The sequence below is a fragment of the Halobacteriovorax sp. RT-2-4 genome, assembly GCF_047085445.1.
Taxonomy (GTDB): Bacteria; Bdellovibrionota; Bacteriovoracia; order Bacteriovoracales; family Bacteriovoracaceae; genus Halobacteriovorax_A.
Genome location: NZ_JBKIXY010000001.1, coordinates 1,330,628 through 1,348,951 on the forward strand (window position 1 = coordinate 1,330,628; position 18,324 = coordinate 1,348,951).

At 35.4% G+C, this 18,324-nt stretch carries 21 protein-coding genes; 4 read left to right on the forward strand and 17 right to left on the reverse strand.

The annotated features are described in order from the left end of the window. Positions 1-7 precede the first annotated feature (7 nt). The 3 genes from ACMAYL_RS06315 to ACMAYL_RS06325 are packed head-to-tail and all read right to left on the reverse strand — an operon-like array spanning position 8 to position 2,603. Positions 8-1,060 (reverse strand): murein hydrolase activator EnvC family protein, encoded by a 1,053-nt coding sequence (locus ACMAYL_RS06315; protein ID WP_392990925.1) that lies wholly within the window; start codon positions 1,058-1,060, stop codon positions 8-10. After that, a complete protein-coding gene (locus tag ACMAYL_RS06320) occupies positions 1,045-1,842 on the reverse strand; it encodes a hypothetical protein (protein WP_103216374.1) in 798 nt (265 codons plus the stop codon). The genes ACMAYL_RS06315 and ACMAYL_RS06320 overlap by 16 nt, the downstream gene beginning before the upstream one ends. After that, complete coding sequence (locus ACMAYL_RS06325) at positions 1,830-2,603, reverse strand: cell division ATP-binding protein FtsE (RefSeq protein WP_146037737.1); 774 nt, start codon at positions 2,601-2,603, stop codon at positions 1,830-1,832. Before ACMAYL_RS06325 ends, ACMAYL_RS06320 begins: the two co-directional genes overlap by 13 nt. 152 nt (positions 2,604-2,755) lie before the next feature. Here ACMAYL_RS06325 and ACMAYL_RS06330 point away from each other — a divergent pair, with 152 nt between their 5' ends. Further along, the gene (locus tag ACMAYL_RS06330; RefSeq protein ID WP_412469893.1) at positions 2,756-3,580 is read left to right on the forward strand and encodes a hypothetical protein; all 825 of its coding nucleotides are present in this window, start codon (positions 2,756-2,758) and stop codon (positions 3,578-3,580) included. On the opposite strand, the gene ACMAYL_RS06335 is transcribed toward ACMAYL_RS06330, so the two are convergent. The 12 genes from ACMAYL_RS06335 to sppA form a co-directional block, all read right to left on the reverse strand. Beyond that, positions 3,558-4,988 (reverse strand): HD domain-containing protein, encoded by a 1,431-nt coding sequence (locus ACMAYL_RS06335; RefSeq protein WP_103216371.1) that lies wholly within the window; start codon positions 4,986-4,988, stop codon positions 3,558-3,560. The two genes, ACMAYL_RS06330 and ACMAYL_RS06335, sit on opposite strands and share 23 nt — an antisense overlap. A gap of 139 nt (positions 4,989-5,127) precedes the next feature. Next, entirely contained in the window at positions 5,128-5,301 is a 174-nt protein-coding gene (locus tag ACMAYL_RS06340) for a hypothetical protein (protein ID WP_158246753.1), read from the reverse strand. 78 nt (positions 5,302-5,379) lie between these two features. Next, positions 5,380-6,927, reverse strand: coding sequence for a sigma 54-interacting transcriptional regulator (locus ACMAYL_RS06345; protein ID WP_412470883.1), 1,548 nt, complete (start codon positions 6,925-6,927; stop codon positions 5,380-5,382). Positions 6,928-7,057: 130 nt separating this feature from the next. Continuing rightward, on the reverse strand, positions 7,058-8,380 hold the full coding sequence (locus ACMAYL_RS06350; protein ID WP_392990921.1) for a TolB family protein: 1,323 nt from the start codon (positions 8,378-8,380) through the stop codon (positions 7,058-7,060). A gap of 8 nt (positions 8,381-8,388) precedes the next feature. Continuing rightward, positions 8,389-9,033, reverse strand: coding sequence for a TonB family protein (locus ACMAYL_RS06355; protein WP_392990919.1), 645 nt, complete (start codon positions 9,031-9,033; stop codon positions 8,389-8,391). Positions 9,034-9,166: 133 nt separating this feature from the next. Beyond that, a complete protein-coding gene (locus tag ACMAYL_RS06360) occupies positions 9,167-9,583 on the reverse strand; it encodes a biopolymer transporter ExbD (RefSeq protein WP_392990917.1) in 417 nt (138 codons plus the stop codon). Positions 9,584-9,597: 14 nt separating this feature from the next. Further along, entirely contained in the window at positions 9,598-10,296 is a 699-nt protein-coding gene (locus ACMAYL_RS06365; RefSeq protein ID WP_158246752.1) for a MotA/TolQ/ExbB proton channel family protein, read from the reverse strand. Then, entirely contained in the window at positions 10,296-11,096 is an 801-nt protein-coding gene (locus tag ACMAYL_RS06370; protein WP_103216365.1) for a hypothetical protein, read from the reverse strand. Before ACMAYL_RS06370 ends, ACMAYL_RS06365 begins: the two co-directional genes overlap by 1 nt. A gap of 1 nt (position 11,097) precedes the next feature. Then, positions 11,098-11,952, reverse strand: a complete 855-nt coding sequence (locus ACMAYL_RS06375) for a hypothetical protein (protein WP_103216364.1) — start codon at positions 11,950-11,952, stop codon at positions 11,098-11,100. Then, positions 11,952-12,341 carry an SH3 domain-containing protein gene (locus tag ACMAYL_RS06380; protein WP_103216363.1) on the reverse strand — a complete coding sequence of 130 codons (390 nt, stop codon included), beginning with the start codon at positions 12,339-12,341 and terminating at the stop codon, positions 11,952-11,954. The genes ACMAYL_RS06375 and ACMAYL_RS06380 overlap by 1 nt, the downstream gene beginning before the upstream one ends. Continuing rightward, a complete protein-coding gene (locus ACMAYL_RS06385) occupies positions 12,341-13,570 on the reverse strand; it encodes a hypothetical protein (protein WP_103216362.1) in 1,230 nt (409 codons plus the stop codon). The genes ACMAYL_RS06380 and ACMAYL_RS06385 overlap by 1 nt, the downstream gene beginning before the upstream one ends. 10 nt (positions 13,571-13,580) lie before the next feature. Beyond that, positions 13,581-14,528: a signal peptide peptidase SppA gene (sppA, locus tag ACMAYL_RS06390; RefSeq protein WP_392990913.1), complete on the reverse strand. Its 948-nt coding sequence runs from the start codon at positions 14,526-14,528 to the stop codon at positions 13,581-13,583. A 158-nt stretch (positions 14,529-14,686) separates the two neighbouring features. Here sppA and ACMAYL_RS06395 point away from each other — a divergent pair, with 158 nt between their 5' ends. Next, the gene (locus tag ACMAYL_RS06395) at positions 14,687-14,956 is read left to right on the forward strand and encodes a hypothetical protein (RefSeq protein WP_146037736.1); all 270 of its coding nucleotides are present in this window, start codon (positions 14,687-14,689) and stop codon (positions 14,954-14,956) included. Between the two features lie 2 nt (positions 14,957-14,958). Here ACMAYL_RS06395 and rlmN read toward each other — a convergent pair whose 3' ends face one another. Beyond that, the gene (gene rlmN / locus ACMAYL_RS06400; RefSeq protein WP_412470884.1) at positions 14,959-16,023 is read right to left on the reverse strand and encodes a 23S rRNA (adenine(2503)-C(2))-methyltransferase RlmN; all 1,065 of its coding nucleotides are present in this window, start codon (positions 16,021-16,023) and stop codon (positions 14,959-14,961) included. Positions 16,024-16,173: 150 nt separating this feature from the next. Between rlmN and ACMAYL_RS06405 the strand changes: the two genes are divergently transcribed. Beyond that, a complete protein-coding gene (locus ACMAYL_RS06405; RefSeq protein WP_412462950.1) occupies positions 16,174-17,010 on the forward strand; it encodes an endonuclease/exonuclease/phosphatase family protein in 837 nt (278 codons plus the stop codon). 115 nt (positions 17,011-17,125) lie between these two features. Further along, positions 17,126-17,956, forward strand: coding sequence for an endonuclease/exonuclease/phosphatase family protein (locus tag ACMAYL_RS06410; RefSeq protein ID WP_412470885.1), 831 nt, complete (start codon positions 17,126-17,128; stop codon positions 17,954-17,956). On the opposite strand, the gene ACMAYL_RS06415 is transcribed toward ACMAYL_RS06410, so the two are convergent. Continuing rightward, entirely contained in the window at positions 17,946-18,323 is a 378-nt protein-coding gene (locus tag ACMAYL_RS06415) for a hypothetical protein (RefSeq protein WP_103216356.1), read from the reverse strand. The two genes, ACMAYL_RS06410 and ACMAYL_RS06415, sit on opposite strands and share 11 nt — an antisense overlap. Position 18,324 lies beyond the last annotated feature (1 nt).

The following is an 18,324-nucleotide window of genomic DNA, read 5'->3' on the forward strand; positions in this document are numbered from 1 at the left end:
CCTAATTTTAAATATTAATTTTATTATTAATTAGTTGTGCTGTATTTTGTGCTGTATTTTTCTTTCTAATTTCAAAATAAACTTTACTTAGATTCCCCTTCTTAATTGAGAATCTTGTTTTTGCAACAGATGAGCCAAGATCAACAGCTTGTCCCTTTTTTACGCTTGCTGCGAAGTCACCAAGATAGATACTACGAATATCATTTCCATGATCCACCATAATCACATTACCTACGTTGGCCAGTGAACCTACATATTCAACTTTTCCAGCTTTGGTTGCAAAAATTTCTTGTCCACTCTTAACAGTATAAGTAATTCCTTTCTTGCCATTTTCTGTCGAAATAAATTTTTTAACAGGAACAGCAAAATTAGCAACTAACTTAGTCGAAGAGCTACTTGCTTTGTTTTTACTTACTTTTAGTTTTGCTTGAGCTTTCTTTTTAGCAAGTTGTTGTGATTTTCTTAACTTACTATATTCTGATTTTAACTTTTCGTGATTTTCTTTTTCAGTTAAGAATTCTTGAACAGTTGAGCTTTTACGAGTTTCAAGCTCTTGTAAAAGAGTATAAAGCTCTCTTTCTATTTTTACTGTTTCACTCAAACGAGTTCTAAGTTCAAATGTCTTCTTTTTTAGGTCTGTACAATAATCAATTTTTGATTGAATCTCTTTCTTTTCATTCTTTAGAGACTTTAAAAGAAGCTGACTTTTCACAAGGTCTTCGTGCGTCGAGTTTTCCATGTAACTTAAGGCAACATGACGAATCGTCTTTTTTACACGAACTTTATCTGATTCCAGGTCAAATAAAGATTGATTAAGATTTTTTTCTAATTCAAAAATTTGATAATCAAGATCTTGTCTTGATTTCATGGCCTGAAGATAGTCTTCATTCTTTGTCTGTAATTGAGTTTCGATTGATTGAATCGACTTTTTGTAATTGTCGATCTTGCTGCGAGAATCAGTTACCTGCCCTTTAATCGCATTCAAGTTTGGTGCCGCCTCGGCCCTCATTGAAGCTGAAGTAATTAATAGAACTGTGAAAAGAACTAAGCTTTTTGCCATTCAAGTTTCCCGATCGTGTACCACGCAGAAGTTGTTAATAATGCTGCACTTACTATTAATGTAAAAACTTCATCCGGAGAGAAGAAGGCAAATGATAGAGCGCAACCAATAAGAGTTGATGCGATAATATTAACTGTGTACATTTTGAAAGCTACATTCTTCTTTCTTTGAAACTTTTCAATAAGGTAAGAAACCTGCTTTAAGTTGCGCTTAATAGTCATAAAAGCAACAACCCAAAAAAGAGCTAGAACAGTGATTAAAACTTGAAGCGGTCTTCTCTTTAGTTCATTCATTACATTTTTCCAAGATTGTGAATTTGAAATTTTCTTTCTCACACTTCCTAGAACAACATTGTCCTTACCTGTTAAACGAACTAAGTATTCTCTAATAAGGTTAGTCGAACTCTCCGAAACTTTCTCATCTAAAATAATTTTTAAACCCTTCATTGAGATAATTGAAGTAATTTCATCTTTTCCAAGTTCTAGAACATCTTTAAGTTGGTTTGTTACGGCCATGCTCTTTGTTGCACTGATCGCTTCAACACCCTTTACTCCAGGTAGTCCCTTAATCTTTCTAGAAATACTTGATGTGTTTAAATCCCCATCAACGAGAGCATTAAAGTAATACTCATTTTGAATTGCAGGAAGCGCATTTGAAATCTTCTTTTTAAAACTGTCATAGTTAGAAACAGAAATAACAAGAGAGATTGTTAAAAGAGAAAAAAGCGCTTGCCCAAAAAGATTATTTTTTGTGAAACGAGCTAATTCTTTTAAATAAAACATGCATGCCCCGAGTGGATTAGACGAGAGTTATCTAGGTGGATAATTCGTCCCGTGAAACGTTGTACTAATTCGCGATTATGAGAGGCCCAAATAATAGTTGTCCCTCTTTTCGCATTATAGATATTTAATAAATCAAAAAGTCTTTTTGTATTATCAAAGTCTAGTGAACTTGATGGCTCATCCGCAATAAATACGTCAGGCTTTGCAAGTAGCGCGCGAATGATGGCAACTTTTTGTCTTAGTCCCCCATTAGCATCCTTGGCCTTAAGTTTTACGCGATTTTTAATTCCTAGAATTTTAATTAGCTCGTTTAAGTCGCTCTCAAATTCTTTGCGAGAACGATACACACTTGGATCAAATGCAAATTGTAAATTATCGATTAGACTCATATTTTCAATCAGTCTTAAATCTTGAAAAACTTGTGTTGTAAAAACTCGATCATCAATTTTAATCGTTCCGCTCGTCGGTGAAACGTTTCCTGCAAGAACATTTAGAAGTGTTGTTTTCCCTGCTCCAGAAGCCCCGGTAACAAAGACAATTTCACCTTTTCTAATTTGCAAATTGATATTGGAAATGGCCTTGATTCCGTCGAAATCAACAGTGACATTCTCCAGCGTAAAATACATATTCGTATTTAAATTCTGGTTTCCAAATAAATTACTTGCTTGATTCGCGTAACTGCTTGAGATCATTGATATGAGTCCTTCATTTAAATATTCAAATCTTCCTAACTTGAATTGGGCAAAAATCCTCTTTGCCACTCTATAATTTTATAACAAAATCAAATTTTAAGCAAAGGTAGATAAAAAGACCGACCACGCGCGTCAAATAAGTAAATCTTTATCTTTCACCTGTTGAAGGAAACAAATTTTATACGTAGAATCAGGTGCAAATCAGTTAAAGCGAGGTCAAAGTGCTTGAAAAAATTAATGGAAAGCAAGTCGATGCCCATCTACTGTCTTCCCTCTTACAAGACAGTAGTGTTGATGGAGATTATGAAATTCGAAATCTTTCATTTTATGACATCATCTATGTCATCGACACAGCTGTTGATATTGGCCCGCGATTTAGAACGAAGCGAATTGATGAGGTCGGGATTAATGTGACCCTGGCCTTTACAGATAAAACACTTTGCAATGAATATCTTGATCAAAACAGTCGAATACGTGCAATCACTGTTGGAATGTTATGTGCAGAAGTTGAATCTAATTTTATTGAGGTCATCGCTCTTAACCCAAATTTATCTGGCCGATTCGAAGAGTTTATCTTTGTTCCACCCTACGACAAGCTAACTTGCCAATACATTCTCTCGCCTCGTGATGAAACAATTTCTCTGTTATCAATTGATAATGAATCTCATCGCTTTATGGGTGTTGAGGCAACTTTCTTTTCAATCACAAATAAGACGATGGTCACTTTTGGGCAAGAACAGAGAGAAGAATATCTAAATAATCTCATTGAGAATTTAAGTTTTATCATTCCTCGTATTCCACAAAGAAAAGGAAGTGCTAATATCATTTGCTTACTTTTAAATTTAGAGAATTCTATTGAAGAAAAAGCCTTTGTAAGGGATTACCCAACTTTTGAAGGCTATACTGAAGTACTTTTTGTGAACTCGAATCTTGAGCTACTAACTGGGAAGCTATCAAAAATTGAATACGATGGGGCAAGTCTTGAAGGTATCTACTTACCCCTAATCGAAAGGGCAAAAAAACTTAAATCACACCTTGTTCTTTAAGTAATTTATACGCACCGTCTGAGCAGAAGCAATTCGGTGTATAGCTCATAGTATTTGAAAGCTTTGAGATTATTGAGTTTTCAACATCAGCAAGTAGCTTAACCTGGCCATCATCCAATCTTATTTTAACTGGATCACGCTCTAGTAATAAGTTTGTTAATGTTGTCTTCTTTGCGAGCTCTCTTGGACTCTTAACAAAGATAATCTTCTTTTTAGGAATATCTGGAATAACCCAATCAGCATCACTTCCATTTTCTTTTACGAAGTTAACGATATCAGTGGCCTTATTACCAGTCTTCTTAAAGAGTTTATCATTGAATCCAATATTATCTTGTTCAAGCAAGCTTTGTGAAAAGTCACTTGTATCGATATTCTTAGCGCCATGTCTTAGAAGAAGGATACGTGCCATATCTTTAATATCTGCATACTTATCAAATTGTCCATCTACAAGAAGCTTATGAATTGTATTCATAAAGTATGAATCATTGAATCCGTAAAAACGCATAGGATCGTTACTGATAATATCGAGAAGATCACTGTAGCGATAAATATGACCTTTTTCTAGCATGTGATAGCAAAGGGCATCTGCAATTGCATCATACTTTGATCCACGTGGAGAGCGAATAACTTGCGAGTACCAAGCAAAGCGTGCACTTAAAAAGTCTTCCACACAGTGAAGAGCATTTTCTTTAATTGCAAGAATGTCGTGACCTGCTACCTTCTCTGTTGTGAAGTGATGAAGTAGATATTCCCTATCATAAGTTCCATACTTAAGACCTGTGTAGTGAGCATCTCTTAAAAGATAATCCATGCGGTCACAATCAATTTCAGAGTGAAGAATTTGATTAGCAAGGATTGACGAGTGTGTTCCTTTAACAAGATCTGAAACTTCTTGTGGATCAATTCCATGATCTTTTAGAATTCGTGTTAGGCCACCTTCATAGTCAGTATTCTTGATAATGAATGAGCCTAGGTTTTCGTGATCGTCTTGTAATCCCTTTCCACCTTTCTTATTTGTTGTCTCCCCTATCTTGATATAGGCCATCTCAGTTGTATGAGAAAAACAAAATGTTCCAATATCATGAAGAAGAGCTGAGACTCGAATGGCCTGATGATACTTGGCCTCTTTTGATTTCTGCTCTTTTACAAAGAGTTCATTATCTTCAACACCACGGCCAACTGACCTTAGAATAAGATGAGCATTATTAAGTACGCCAATACAATGTCCATAGCGAGAATGCTCGGCACCGTGAAAAACGTAGAATGAAAATCCTAATTGTTTAATCCAACGCAGCCTTTGAAAAAATGGGCTGTGGATAATCTCCATCTCAAGTGGAGTTAAGTCGATGAATCCATATAATGGATCATAAACTTTTAGACCTAATTTAGCGTTTGAGACAACTTCCATGTTGATCCTTTAATATAAATGTACTTGGTTCACTCTCGGCTCCTGCCTCCGTGGACATACCGTACATCCTGTACATAAAAAGCCCGTTAATTAACGGGCATCTTATATTTTATAATGAATTTGTTGATAGATACAAGGATTAAGACTTTTTCTTTCTTCCTCTTTTCTTTACAGGAGTTGTAGCGACTTTTAACGCTTCAAAAATTTTCTTCGCTTCACTTCTTAAGTTATTTTCATAGATAAAGCGGTAGAAATTCTCTAAATCTGGTGAATTTCTGAAGTTCTTTGGTAGTCTATTGTCTTCTGTTGACATGGGCTCTCCTTATTAGACTGACATATTAACTTCAAAAGTACGCTTTATCAATTCTCTTTAAGCTTCTTTAAAGGTTGATTAAGCTTCTTTTGCTTCAATCATACCGTAGCTGTGCAGCTTGTTATAAAGAGTCTTAACAGTAATTCCAAGAACCTTAGCTGTTTTAGTCTTGTTACCACCTAGGTGATCTAGAGTTTGACAGATATGTTCTCTCTCAATTTCTCCTAGCGTCATTTCTCTAAAAATTCTAATTTCTTCTTTTTCTTCATTAATTTCAGCTTGCTCAACTTTAATGCTATCTGCAAGGTGATCTCTTTCAACAATCATTCCCGAAGATAGAACATATGCTCTTTCCATGATTGAGTGAAGTTCTCTTACGTTTCCTGGCCAGTTGTAGTCTTCAAGAAGCTTAACAACACCTGGAGACATAGACTTTTGAGCTTCTGGTAACTTTCCTAGGTTTAGGAAGTGGTTAGCTAGAATTTCAATATCTGACTTTCTCTCTCTTAGTGAAGGAATTCTTAAACCAATTGTTGATAGGTTGTAGAATAGGTCTTCTCTAAAAGTTCCTAGTGCAACACTTTCTTTCATGTTTAGAGAAGAAGCTGCAATAATTCTTACGTTTGATCTTAGTTTTTCATGAGTTCCAACTCTTGAGTAAGCAAGGTCGTTGATAAAGCTCATTAGTCTTGCCTGTACTTTAACTGGCATTTTATCAATATTGTTAATGAAGATTGTTCCACCATTCGCTGCTTCTAGAGCACCTTTTTTAATTCTGAAACCTCTTACAGCATCAACTTCTTCTTTTCCGAAGATTTCTGATTCTAGGTACTCATCATTACCCATTGAACAGTCAACTACGATGAAAGCGTGATTCTTTCTCTCTGAACGACAGTGAATTCTTCTAGCGATCATCTCTTTACCAACACCAGTCTCACCTGCCATGTAAGAGTTAACATCTGATGCAGCTACACGATCAACTGCAACTAGAAGCTCTTGCATAATTTCAGACTTACCGATGATCTCTTTCTCCTGAGTTGTTGAGCGAGATAGAGTAACACCTGGTACAGAGTTCTTTAGTTCAATTTCTTTTTCTTCGATCTTCTGCTTTAGTGATTCGTTAAGGAACTTAGCAGATAGATACATTTTCATATTCTTAAGTGGCTTTTGGATAGAGTTTAGGCTATCGATAACCATGTTAATGTCTTCTTTCTTAAAGTTAACTTCTTCGCTATTTCCTTTGAAAGAAATAGTACCGATGATTACACCATCGATGATCATTGGAACACACAGTTCAGAGTGAGATACTTCTGTTTTTGTCGAAGCAAATAGAGGATCTCTTTGTACGTTGTTTGAGAAGTAAGCACGCTTAGTTTTGATTACGTGTCCTACTGCACCAAGACCTTTTGAAATTCTTTGTGCGTTCTTTACAGCGCGAGCATCTTTAGCAACCATGCGACAGCTTCCGTCTTCGTGTGCAAGGTTTACGATGATTTCATCACAAACGATTTCTGATTTAAAGAATTTTGATAGTTCAGAAAAGAAAACCTGCTCATCTAAAGTTGTAAGAAGTGTAGACAGTAGATTTTCAATTTTTGTTGATTCTTTTTTCATTTCGATTGTCATGTATAAACTCCCGTGTAATTTTTAGTGTGTGTTTTGCGAAGCGTTAATCTAAATTCATGATACAGCGCGTCTGAATTTTTTACAAGACTAAAATACTCGGTTGTTCAAAAAAAATATAGATATACTGTGATTATAATGACTTAAGCCATCTACCACTTGTACACTTTCCGAAATTTGAGGTCAGTGGCCCTAGGATTTTACCCCAAGTGTCCATAATATAGACACTTTGAGTGGCCTTAGACTGTGAAAGAACCCTCAAACTTGTAAAAATAATGAACTGTCCATCTTTTGAATACTCTGGATCCTCATTTGAACCGAAATCCTTTGTTAATCTAACGAGATTTTGGCCATCAGAACCAACCTTAAAGAGGTCAAAACGATTATCTAACCAGCTTGAGAAAACAATTTCTGAAGCACTTGGGTGAAAACGTGGAGTTGCATTGTATTTACCGACATAACTAATACGCTTCACATTCTTCTCTAGTCCACCTGGATCCATTGTGTAGATCATTGGCTTCCCAGGTCTTCCCGATAAGAACGTTAGGATTGAACCATCCGCACTAAGTGATGGATCAACGTCAGGAGCATAGCTTTTCGTTAGGCGTGTGATCGCACGAGTGTTTAAGTTCATACGGTAAAGCTCAGCATTACCTTGATGTGATAGCGTAAGAATAATTTCATCACCATTATTCGTAAAGATTGCACCAGAGTTAATCCCTTGCCTCTTTGATAGAATACTAGTTTTCTTAGTTGCTACATCATAGAGCATTAGGTTGACGTTCTTCTTTGCTCCTTTAACTGACTCATCAATCAAACTGTAAACGATTTTAGATCCATCGTGTGAAACCGCAGGAGAAAGTACAACACCATTGTGCCATGTTAATCTCTTTGGATTGGCACCATCAAAATCCATCATGAATAGTTCTTTCTTACCATCTGGCATTTTATAATCAGAAACGAAAACAATCTTATCTTTGAAGATAGAAGGCTTGCCTACTATTGCACGATAAATCTCATCTGAAACAGCGTGAATGGCAGCTCGATCATTGGCATCATAAGGAATCGACTTTGATATAAGCTCTTGTTCCGCAGCGATATTCCAAAGCTTATACGATAATGTCGTTTGCGTTGCACTTCTAATAATCTTAAATCGAACTAAGAAGTTCGTTTCTTTCGTTTTATAATTTGTAAATCGTACATTATCAAAAGATGTCTGAGAGATACGACGTGGCAGAACGTTGAAATAATTCTGATAAAACTTAAAGTCATTTCTTACTATATTGATGTAATTCTCTGACTGCTCGACTTCATTAGGTGTAAAAACTCCTTCAGAGAATATTTTTTCAACTAATAAGCTTTCTTTAACAACTTCAGCATCTCCTACAGAGACGACAGTCAGTCCACCATCAGCAATAACGTTAAAACATATAAGTAAAAAAACTAAATACTTCATAAAAACTCCTATATAGGAAAGGCAAGAACGAGTTCACCTGCCACTAGCCTATTAGTAATTTCTTTCTTCGGACGAGGAAATGAGCCTACCGCGCGTATTGATCCCACGGCCTTGCTATCATATTCCGCATTCCCACTCGATTTTATAATTTTATATTCTAATAATTTACCCTGTGAATTGATGAAAACCTGAACGTGACAAGATAATTCAAGATTCGCTAGATACGCTGGAAGTCTCCAGTGCTTTCTAACGGCTTCCATTACAGAGATAACATAATTGTCAAAGTCACCTTGTGCCTGGGCGCTACCAGTTCCTGTATAAGAGGACCCCTCACTTAACTTATTTCCAGCTGCAATAATGTTGCTATAGTCAGTTGTATCTTCAACGACCTTTTGCTTAGGCTTTACTTTTGATTTCGCTTTCGTATCTGTTTTTACGTTACGGTTCGCAAATTTTGACAGCATATCTTTTAAAGACTTTTGCTTTGCCGCTTTTTCAAGAACGGCCTTATCGCTTCCGCCTGTCTCCTTTGCCTTTTCCTTAATCACTTCAACTTTTTCTTGAGGCGGAGGAACCATTTTTTTTAGCTCTTGATAAGTCATTTTTGGCATGGCCACAACATCAACCTTAATGGCCTTTCCAATTACACGCACCTTATCTAGGTTGGCCCTCTTTGGATCAAAAGGTGTTCCTAGTTTGAAGATCGATAGAAGATACAGTCCTAGTATTAGGATTGCATGGGCCCCTAATGAGATAGAAATGTATTTATTAAAACTCTTTTCGATACTACTTATCCTCTAACTCTGTTACCAGAGCAATATCATTTATATTATTTGATTTTAAATAAGACATAAGCTTTGCTACCTTACCGTATTCAAGCTGATAGTCAGCTCTAAGGAAAAGAGTCTGTGATTTAGTCTCCTTTAACTTATTTGAAAGTACTGCAATTAGCTCACTTAATAGGATTTTATCCTTTCCAACATAATACTCTTCTGAATTTGTAAAACTTAAAACAACCTGAGAAGAGTTTAAGCTCATGACATTTACTTCTTTCGTTTTTGGTAAAGTAAGTTCAATCCCATTTAACATCAAGGGCGCTGTAATCATGAAGATAACAAGTAGAACTAACATAACATCAACAAGTGGTGTTACGTTGATCTCTGATACCGGTCCATCTCCATTACCACCAGAATTCATACCCATTGCTTACCCCTAAATTATGATTTTGAAGAAATATATCTTTCAACTTCGTTGATAAATTGATTACCAAAAATATGAAGTTGTTCTTTTAACTTATTTCTTCTTTGTCCAAATTTATTAAAATACCAAGTTGCAGGAATTGCAGCAACGAGACCTACTGCAGTTGCAACAAGTGCTTCTGCAATACCTGGAGCAACTGTTTCAAGAGTTGCACCACCGCTTGCAAGTCCAGAGAATGAATCAATGATCCCCCAAACTGTTCCAAATAACCCAACAAATGGTGTAATCGAGCCAATTGAAGCAAGAGTTGTTAGCCCATTGCTCATTTGCTGATCAACTTCAACTGCCTCGTTTGATAGAGCACGCTCCATTGATTGGTTCGCAATAGACGAATAATGTTCTTTAATAAGTCCATAGTTTTCACCTAAAGCAATTTCTGTTTTTTTAAGTTCTCTATAACCTGAAAGAAATAGTCTCCTTAAAGGACTATCTTCAATTGTTTGAGCATCATGATAAGCCTCCTCTAACGAGTTAACACCACTAAAGAATGTTTTGAACTCACGATTGGCCTTTTCTGTTTTATTAAAGAGTGATCTCTTTTGAAAAATAATAGTCCAAGAAAGCACAGATGCCGCGATTAAAAGAAGTAAGTCTAACTTAACAACAATGCTTGAATCTAAAAGGATTTGGAAAATATCTAAATTATGACCTTCCACTATACTTCTCCTTGCTTTTTTAAAATATATGAATATGCGGATGTAACAATTAATAAACTAATAGCTGGTACTATTAGGTTGCTTAGTTTTGAAAAGAATATCGAATAATATGTACCCCATAATGGGTCATGACCCAAGAAGGCAAAAAGAGGTACAAAGACAATTGATATAAATATCATTCCCTTAAGAACTGAATAATTAAATAAATAAAGATGAGCATAAGCTAAGAAAAATAAGAACATATGCCCAATTTCGAGACTTGTATTTCTTGGGAATAAAACAAAAAGAGATAGATATAAGAAAGATCCCTCAGTTAGAATATGAAATCCCTTACCTACTCTTCTAGACTTTAAAAAGATTTTTGAATTTAAGAACTCAAAGAAGAAAAATACGAAGATTAAGATATTATGAACAACTAATTGCCAAAAACTAAATTGAACATTCTCCATATGCGAAGGTCGACTAAAAAATACAAAGACAATCAAAGTTGCGATCGAAATTAAATAAGTTGGAACATTTACACTATTGTACCAATCGAAAGATAGCTGACTCTTGATATCTTTAAATTTCATATCTGAGAAAAAATAGATTGAAACGAGATATCCCAGAACTCTGGCCGTTACTAAAACTTGCCATGAAAAATCATAAAGCCAATTCTCTACAATTATAAGCTTATGCCCAAGCCTAAAGTGGAAGAACGTAATAATTGAGACAAGAATAAAGTAAATAATCCAGTATATTATTGTCGATGTGGCGTACTTTGCCAGATAAATAGATTTTTCTTTGGCGAATAACTTCATACTAATTCGTCGTTGGGTTTATCCAATTCAATTGCAGCTCAGGCGCTGGATAAATCTTTGAATAATTCTTATAAAGTAAATTCCCTTTTGTTAAAGAATCGATTTTCTCTAATAAGTGATAATAGTTTTTCCAATACTTTGGATTATTTTTTAAAATAATATCCATTTTCTTAGTTGTCTTGAACTGATCTTTGAAAGTAAAACCAGTGTTAAAAACAATATCACTGAATCGAGCCAATACCTTATGAAATTCTTCTTTTGGAAATTGCTTCTTATAAAAATTATTATTCATTAATTTCAATAGTGTTTCATCATCAAATTTTTTAATAAATTGTTGATCCTCTAATCTAAGTAAATCCTCAAATAGTAATAGAGATATTTGTAGTTTCGATAAATCCATTGCCCTAATAAATGGGACACTAATAACAAATAAATAGTGATTAGTTGATAGAGGAAAACCAAAGTGTGTCACATTAGGTGAGTTTAAATATAAAATATCAAACTTAATACCAAAATAGCCTACTTCCTTGAGAAACTTTGCATAATATTCACGAACACCAAAATCCGGCTTATGGAAATCCCATTTAAGAACACCAACATTTTTTACTAACCAATATTGTGTCATGATATGCCAAAAATCTTTTCCAGCAGGTGTATTATAAAAGGCCTTCTTTTGAGCATCGACATCAACTTGTTTTTTCTTTGCTTGCTTGGCCTTCTCTTTTGCAGCTTTTTCAAGCCCGTCTTTTTTTAGAACTTTTTGAATTTTATTAAAATTCACAAATTCATTTTCAACAGGAAGGTTATCTTGTGCATTTATGTTAAATAAAAGGAGAAATGATAAGAAGTATTTCATTACTTACTCTCCCCTTTAATAAGAAGGTCTTGAAGCCTTCCCCAGTAATGTATTTCAGTAACACCGATATCAATTTGATCAAAAAATCGTCGATACATATCTTGCCAGCAGCTACTTGGTTTTGTCTGCGCCAAAACATTAGTACTCATAAAGCCTTTATAATTCGAATACTCTACTTGATAGAACTCTGAGATTGGTGAACTTAATACATAAAAAGGTTGTCCACACTCAAATGTAGAAAGTACTCGTGAGAACTTTGATGGGTTTTGATGCAGTTGAGAATAAACTGACTGCACGTAGTAAATCGTCTTCTTCTGCTCACTAGTAGACTGAGCCTTAGTTTGAGCAAAGGCCGGTAGAAGAAGAAAAAATACTACAAATATTCTCATTAAACTTTCCATCTAAATTGAATTGTTTCCCATTCGTGACATTGAGGACAACGCCAGAAAATTTCATCTGAGTTGTATCCACATTCACGACAGTAGTGCTTCGTAAGAGTTTGGTGCATATTTTCCAGAAGATCCTTTGTCTGAGTTACAGCCTCTTCCTTCTTTCCAAGCTCAATTAAAATTTTAATATATTCTGATTTTAAAGCTTGTGAAGTTGCATTTGATTTCTTATCCCACTCACTTAGCAACTCGTATGCTTTATGTAGTTTACTTTGTTGTTTATAAAGTCTGATTTTAGTAAGAATGATAGATTCATTAGAAAGTAATTCTTCATCATTCATTTCTAAAAAGTATTCAATCAGTAAATTCAATCTTTTAAAGTATTTCTCTTTTTCCTCTTCACTTCCCTTAAAACCTTCTTCAAGTGATTCAAATGCAAATGAAGCATACATTGGTTGCTCTTTTAATAGCTCAACAAGATAAAACTTCGCCTCATCTATATTTCCTTCATGAAGAAGAATTCTAAGTTTTAAAATCTTTGCTGAAACAGAAGGAGCAAAACGAAAACCATCTTCTAAATCCTCAATAGCTTTTGATAGTTGCCCATTTTCAAAGAACTTCTTGGCCTTTTGAACTAGAATATGTGAAATCGTTTCTGATTGATTCTCATGCCCTACTTTTGAAAGCATTATGCGGTAATTATAAGCTTGATCCCAGTCCCCAATATCTTCATAGATACGGCAAAGAGATTGGATTACATCATATTCATCGCGGTTAATTTTTAAGACATCTTTATAAGTTTCGATGGCCTTATCAACAAATCCACCCTTATCAAAATCAATTGCTAATTCCTTTAGGGCACGAATACGATGAGATTCGGAAATATTATCTCTGGCAATAAGGGAGCGGTGAATACTGATTGCTTTTTCAATTTCACCATTACTTCTAAATAGACCACCAAGTGCAAAATAAGTATCTATTGTTTCTCTATTAATATCGACTGCACTTAGAAACTCTTTAATCGCAAGGTCGCGATTTCCAGAAATTAAGTACTGAGTTGCATTTAGGAATACTTTTGATTGGGCTTCAAAAATCGAGTTACGATATCTTTTCGATAGTTTTACACCTGTGTCCTTCTCACTAAAATAGTGATAGATCAGAATAAGTGTAAATACGAATGCTACAACTGCTAGGATATGATCTTGTAGCCAATTTAAGTATATATGCATTATGCCTCTATTATTTGTACATTAATGTTGTCGAGCTGTTAGCCTTAACAAAGTTTTTAACGGCCCCTTTAACATCTTCTAAATCTTCTATAATTGAAAAGAAATTAGCTTTCTTTTTAATCTTCATTTCTGAAAGGTTTAAGTCCCCTTCTAGTTCAAGTTTTGCATGAAGTTGGCGAGCACATGGCCAAAGTCCAACAAGATCGTCAACAAGTCCAAGCTTCTTAGCTTGTGCACCTGAGAAAACTTGACCTTGAGCAACCTCATCTATTTCTACTGTGATTCTTTCACTACGCTGTGCTGCTACATCGTCTTTAAATTGCTTATGAACATCAAGAGTCATCTCAGTCATAAGAGCTCTTTCTTCCTTTGTCATTGAGCGATTTGGTTGACCAATATCTTTGTAGCGTCCGGCCTTAATTGTTTGTGGGTTAACCATGGCGAATTTATATAATTCAGAAAGGTCAACAAATTGCATGATCACACCAATTGAACCAGTAAGAGTTCCTGGTGATGAACAAATCTTCTCTGTTGCCGCACCAATATAGTAACCACCACTTGCAGCAATCGAAGAGAAAGAAGCATAGATTGGCTTTGGATTCTTTGTTACTTCAGCGTAACTTCCCGCTCCTCTAATTCTTAAAATTTCTTGATAGATTTCTTGAGTAGGTGCAACAGCTCCACCTGGTGAGTTAACTCTTAGGATAATTCCCTTTACCGATTCATCAGCTTCTGCACGATGAAGAAGTTGAATAGTCTTCTTCGCGTCCATGATGACACCTTCTACCTCAATCAGAGCAATCTTATCCTTAGACTTCTTACTCGACGAAGCAAGATCATTATTTCCTTTGAAAATTGTTACCGTATAAGCGGAAAATAAAATTAATACGACAAAGAAAACTGCAACCATTGCCATAAGGCCTATGACCGCACGATCTTTTGATTTTGATTTCGACAAAGCATCCTCCCTGAGCTTATAAATCCTACCCCTCTATCTTCCCAAAAATATTGGATTTCGTAAACTTTTTAACAAGTTACAAACTTGCCGATTAAAGTAAATTTGTCCCTATCCGAAAAGGTATAGGAATCAAACCGCAAATGCGAAGTGAGGGATATATGAAAGGTTTCAGCATTAAGACAATTGCCATAATTACTCTAGTAATTCAGTCTAGCATTGTATTTGCTGAGAAGTATGAAACACCCGCATTTTATCAAGAAGCGCAAAAGCCAATTTCATTCAAAAAGAAAGTAGTTCACCATAAGAGTCAAGAATCTTGGGAAGACTCTTATCAAGTGGAAGATGACTCTAAATCAGAGAAGTCAAAGCGTCTTCCATCTTCAAAGAATACAAAAGTTAAGTATTGGGATTACGAGAATAAGAAGTAATCTTACTTCCAAAGATTTAGATCTTTTTCAAGCTCACTCTTAAGCTGGCCGCAGGCAGCTAAGATATCACTCCCCTTTGTCGTACGAATTGTCGTCGTGATTCCACCATTATCGAGTTGATTTTTAAACCAATTGATACGACTTACACTCGGGCGTTTAAAGTTAGACTCGGGATACTCATTAAAAGGAATCAAATTCACTTTTGATACTTTCTTAGGGAGTAGCTTTAAAAGTGCATCGACATCTTCGGCACGATCATTATATTGATCGATTAAAAGATACTCATATGTAATATAACGATGGGCCTTAAGAGGAATCTCTTTAATGGCCGTTAGAAGTCTATCGAGATCATACGCCTTATTGATTGGCATAAGTTCTGTACGAATTTCATTGTGAGCTGCATGAAGTGAGATTGCGATATTAACAGGTGGAAACTCTTCTAATTTCTTGATAGCCGGTACTAGTCCAGATGTTGAGATCGTCACTCGTCTTTGAGAAAGACCTAATGCCTTTTCATCAACCATAAGCTCTGTTGAGGCCTTTACTTGTTCAAAGTTATGAAGAGGCTCTCCTTGACCCATGAATACAACATTTGAAAGTCTTTCTTCAGGTCCAACGTTTTCTCTTAGGAACTTAGTTACAGCAAGGAATTGTCCAATGATCTCCCCTGCTTCAAGGTGGCGCATAAGTCCCATTGTACCTGTATGACAAAATGTACAACCAATAGCACAACCAACTTGTGATGATACACAAAGTGTCTTGCGATTTGAGCGAGCTGGGATCATAACTGTTTCAACAGTTTTCCCATCTCTCATGGCCACAAGAAACTTTCTCGTTCCATCTTTAGATAGTCCATTCCAAACAATTTTAGGAAGTGTGAAATCAAAGTTTTCCTCTAAGAGCTCTTTAAGATTCTTAGAAATATTTGACCATCCCTCAGGATTATATTCGTGTTTTTCATAGACCCATTGAAGAATTTGATTTGCTACAAAAGCCTTCTGACCATTCTCAACGAGGAATGATTTCAAAGACTTAGGTGAAAGCGAGTAAAAAAGCTGCTTTTGCATATGATTCTCCAATATTAGGTGACATTTATATGGTCAGGGACTAAATATTACAAGCTCCTCTGTAGAATTTTTGCTATTTAGCCTATTCTTTGGTCTATTAAGGTTGAAATACAACAAAATCTGATGACATCAGGACAGATAGGAACTGAGATGAAAAAAATTAGCCTATTAATAACTTCCCTACTTTTACTTCAAGGCCATGCTCTGGCCGGAAATAATATGGCCAACCTGGTTTATAAAGTTCCGGCAAAAAATAAAATACTTTCAACAAAAGGCTCTCTTAACTGTTTCGATTGTAAAATGCCCTCTAAATTTACAGTCACGATTTGGAATATGTATAAAGGTAAAGAAGATTCTTGGTCAGCAGATTATTTAAAATTAGCTAGTGAGAGTGAAATCATCCTTGGGCAGGAGTTCTTACTTCAAGGTGAAATGAAGGACGTCTTATCTAATGCTAATCGCGAAAATATTTTGGCAACTTCATTTTATGATACAAATGGACAAGCAACTGGAGTTTTTACAAGCTCAACAGTAAAGGCCGTAAGTAAACAAGCCTTTCAAAGTAGCGACCGTGAGCCTATAGTTAATACACCAAAACTAGCGCTAATCTCAAAATACCCTGCTGATAATGGACAAATCATTACATTTATAAATATCCATGCTCTAAACTTTGTGGGAATCCAACCTTTCACAATTCAAATTGCAACACTTCTTAGTGCAATTAAAGATAATGCAGGACCAGTTATATTTGCAGGAGACTTCAACACAAATGCTCCGACAAAAACTCTCATAATGAATATGTTATTTAAGAAAGAAGGCTTCAAACAGGCCCGATATACTGGCAGAGATGATCGCATGACTTTTCTGGGACAACCTCTTGATCATATTTGGTATCGAGGGCTAAATCTTATTGAAGCAAGAGTTCTTGGTGAAATCGAAGGCTCCGATCACAAACCTATGCAGGCAGAGTTCGAGCTAATTGATTAAGTATTAGCTTTGACAGTTTAGCTGATAAAAAGAAAAATTCAGCTGCATTTCTTTGCACATTTGTGCTCACTTATAGATAATTAAGATTAAGTATATTCAAACAAAAGGATTTGTTATGAAAAAGCTTATGATAAGCTTAGCCGTTGCTTTATTTGCAACTCCATCATTTGCCCAAGAAAAGCTCGTACACAAAATACCAAGCGAAGATAAAATCATTCAAGTTAAACAAGGACTTTCTTGTCATGATTGCCCATTTCCTAATGAATTCAAACTGACGGTTTGGAATATGTATAAAGGCAAGAAAGATAGTTGGCAAATAGACTTTGAAGAATTAATGAATGAAAGTGATATTCTTCTAGGACAAGAATTTAGCTTTAAAGGAAAAATGAAAGCGCGTCTCTTTAATCCGGAAGATGAAGAGATTATTCTTGCAACTTCATTTATTAGTTGGGGTAAGCACAATACAGGTGTAACTAATATTTCTAAATATCCAACGATTCAGATAACTCCTCTACGAAGTAAAGTTAGAGAACCATTTATTCGCACACCAAAACTATCTCTTGCAAGTCAGTATAAACTTGAAGACGGTAGGAGTATTACTTTTATCAATATTCACGCTATTAATTTTGTAAAAAAGAAGTCTTTAAAAAAACAAATCAATCAAGTCGTTAATTACATTAGAACAACAAACGGTCCAGTCATCTTTGCCGGTGACTTCAATACCAACTCTAAATCTAAAATAAAAATGATGAGAAATATTCTAAGTAGTGAAGGCTTTCAGGAAGTTAAATATACTGGTGAAGATGATCGTATGAAGTGGCTTGGTAATAAACTTGATTATATTTGGTACCGCGACCTTGAGCTAATTAGCGCTAAGGTTCGCGGAGATGTAGAAGGCTCAGATCATAAGCCTTTACAAGCAAGTTTCAGAATTCCTATCGAATAAAACTCGATAGGAATCCTTTCTTTGTTCTTTCTGGATTTTCTAAGACATTGCCATGTTCAATGAATGCTTCTAATAGCCCACCAATTTTCTTAGTAACTTCTAATACTTTGTTGAAACACTCTGGGGAAATAAGACAAACCTTGTCTTGCTTTAGTCGATCACTTAAATCATAAGCAAATTTCGTAAGCTCCTCTTCATCGAAGAAACCACTTAAGTAGCCATCAGAAGTAATTTCCATACGGGGACCAAGCTCAACTTCATTAAAATCAATTGATGACTTTGCAGTAAATATTGATCGGATAAAGAAAAGACTGTGCTCTTCACTATAGACATAACTTACATATAAAACTTTATCACTTCCACCCATC

What these genes read in the sequence shown, in the direction of transcription:
- ACMAYL_RS06350 (WP_392990921.1), bottom strand. Translation starts at nt 8,380, where the DNA reads ATGAAGTATTTAGTTTTTTTACTTATATGTTTTAACGTTATTGCTGAT.
- ACMAYL_RS06405 (WP_412462950.1), top strand. Translation starts at nt 16,174, where the DNA reads ATGAAAAAAATTAGCCTATTAATAACTTCCCTACTTTTACTTCAAGGC.
- ACMAYL_RS06360 (WP_392990917.1), bottom strand. Translation starts at nt 9,583, where the DNA reads ATGGGTATGAATTCTGGTGGTAATGGAGATGGACCGGTATCAGAGATC.
- ACMAYL_RS06385 (WP_103216362.1), bottom strand. Translation starts at nt 13,570, where the DNA reads ATGCATATATACTTAAATTGGCTACAAGATCATATCCTAGCAGTTGTA.
- ACMAYL_RS06395 (WP_146037736.1), top strand. Translation starts at nt 14,687, where the DNA reads ATGAAAGGTTTCAGCATTAAGACAATTGCCATAATTACTCTAGTAATT.
- ACMAYL_RS06320 (WP_103216374.1), bottom strand. Translation starts at nt 1,842, where the DNA reads ATGTTTTATTTAAAAGAATTAGCTCGTTTCACAAAAAATAATCTTTTT.
- ACMAYL_RS06375 (WP_103216364.1), bottom strand. Translation starts at nt 11,952, where the DNA reads ATGAAATACTTCTTATCATTTCTCCTTTTATTTAACATAAATGCACAA.
- ACMAYL_RS06340 (WP_158246753.1), bottom strand. Translation starts at nt 5,301, where the DNA reads ATGTCAACAGAAGACAATAGACTACCAAAGAACTTCAGAAATTCACCA.
- ACMAYL_RS06410 (WP_412470885.1), top strand. Translation starts at nt 17,126, where the DNA reads ATGAAAAAGCTTATGATAAGCTTAGCCGTTGCTTTATTTGCAACTCCA.
- ACMAYL_RS06380 (WP_103216363.1), bottom strand. Translation starts at nt 12,341, where the DNA reads ATGAGAATATTTGTAGTATTTTTTCTTCTTCTACCGGCCTTTGCTCAA.
- ACMAYL_RS06335 (WP_103216371.1), bottom strand. Translation starts at nt 4,988, where the DNA reads ATGGAAGTTGTCTCAAACGCTAAATTAGGTCTAAAAGTTTATGATCCA.
- ACMAYL_RS06345 (WP_412470883.1), bottom strand. Translation starts at nt 6,927, where the DNA reads ATGACAATCGAAATGAAAAAAGAATCAACAAAAATTGAAAATCTACTG.
- ACMAYL_RS06415 (WP_103216356.1), bottom strand. Translation starts at nt 18,323, where the DNA reads ATGGGTGGAAGTGATAAAGTTTTATATGTAAGTTATGTCTATAGTGAA.
- rlmN (WP_412470884.1), bottom strand. Translation starts at nt 16,023, where the DNA reads ATGCAAAAGCAGCTTTTTTACTCGCTTTCACCTAAGTCTTTGAAATCA.
- ACMAYL_RS06370 (WP_103216365.1), bottom strand. Translation starts at nt 11,096, where the DNA reads ATGAAGTTATTCGCCAAAGAAAAATCTATTTATCTGGCAAAGTACGCC.
- ACMAYL_RS06315 (WP_392990925.1), bottom strand. Translation starts at nt 1,060, where the DNA reads ATGGCAAAAAGCTTAGTTCTTTTCACAGTTCTATTAATTACTTCAGCT.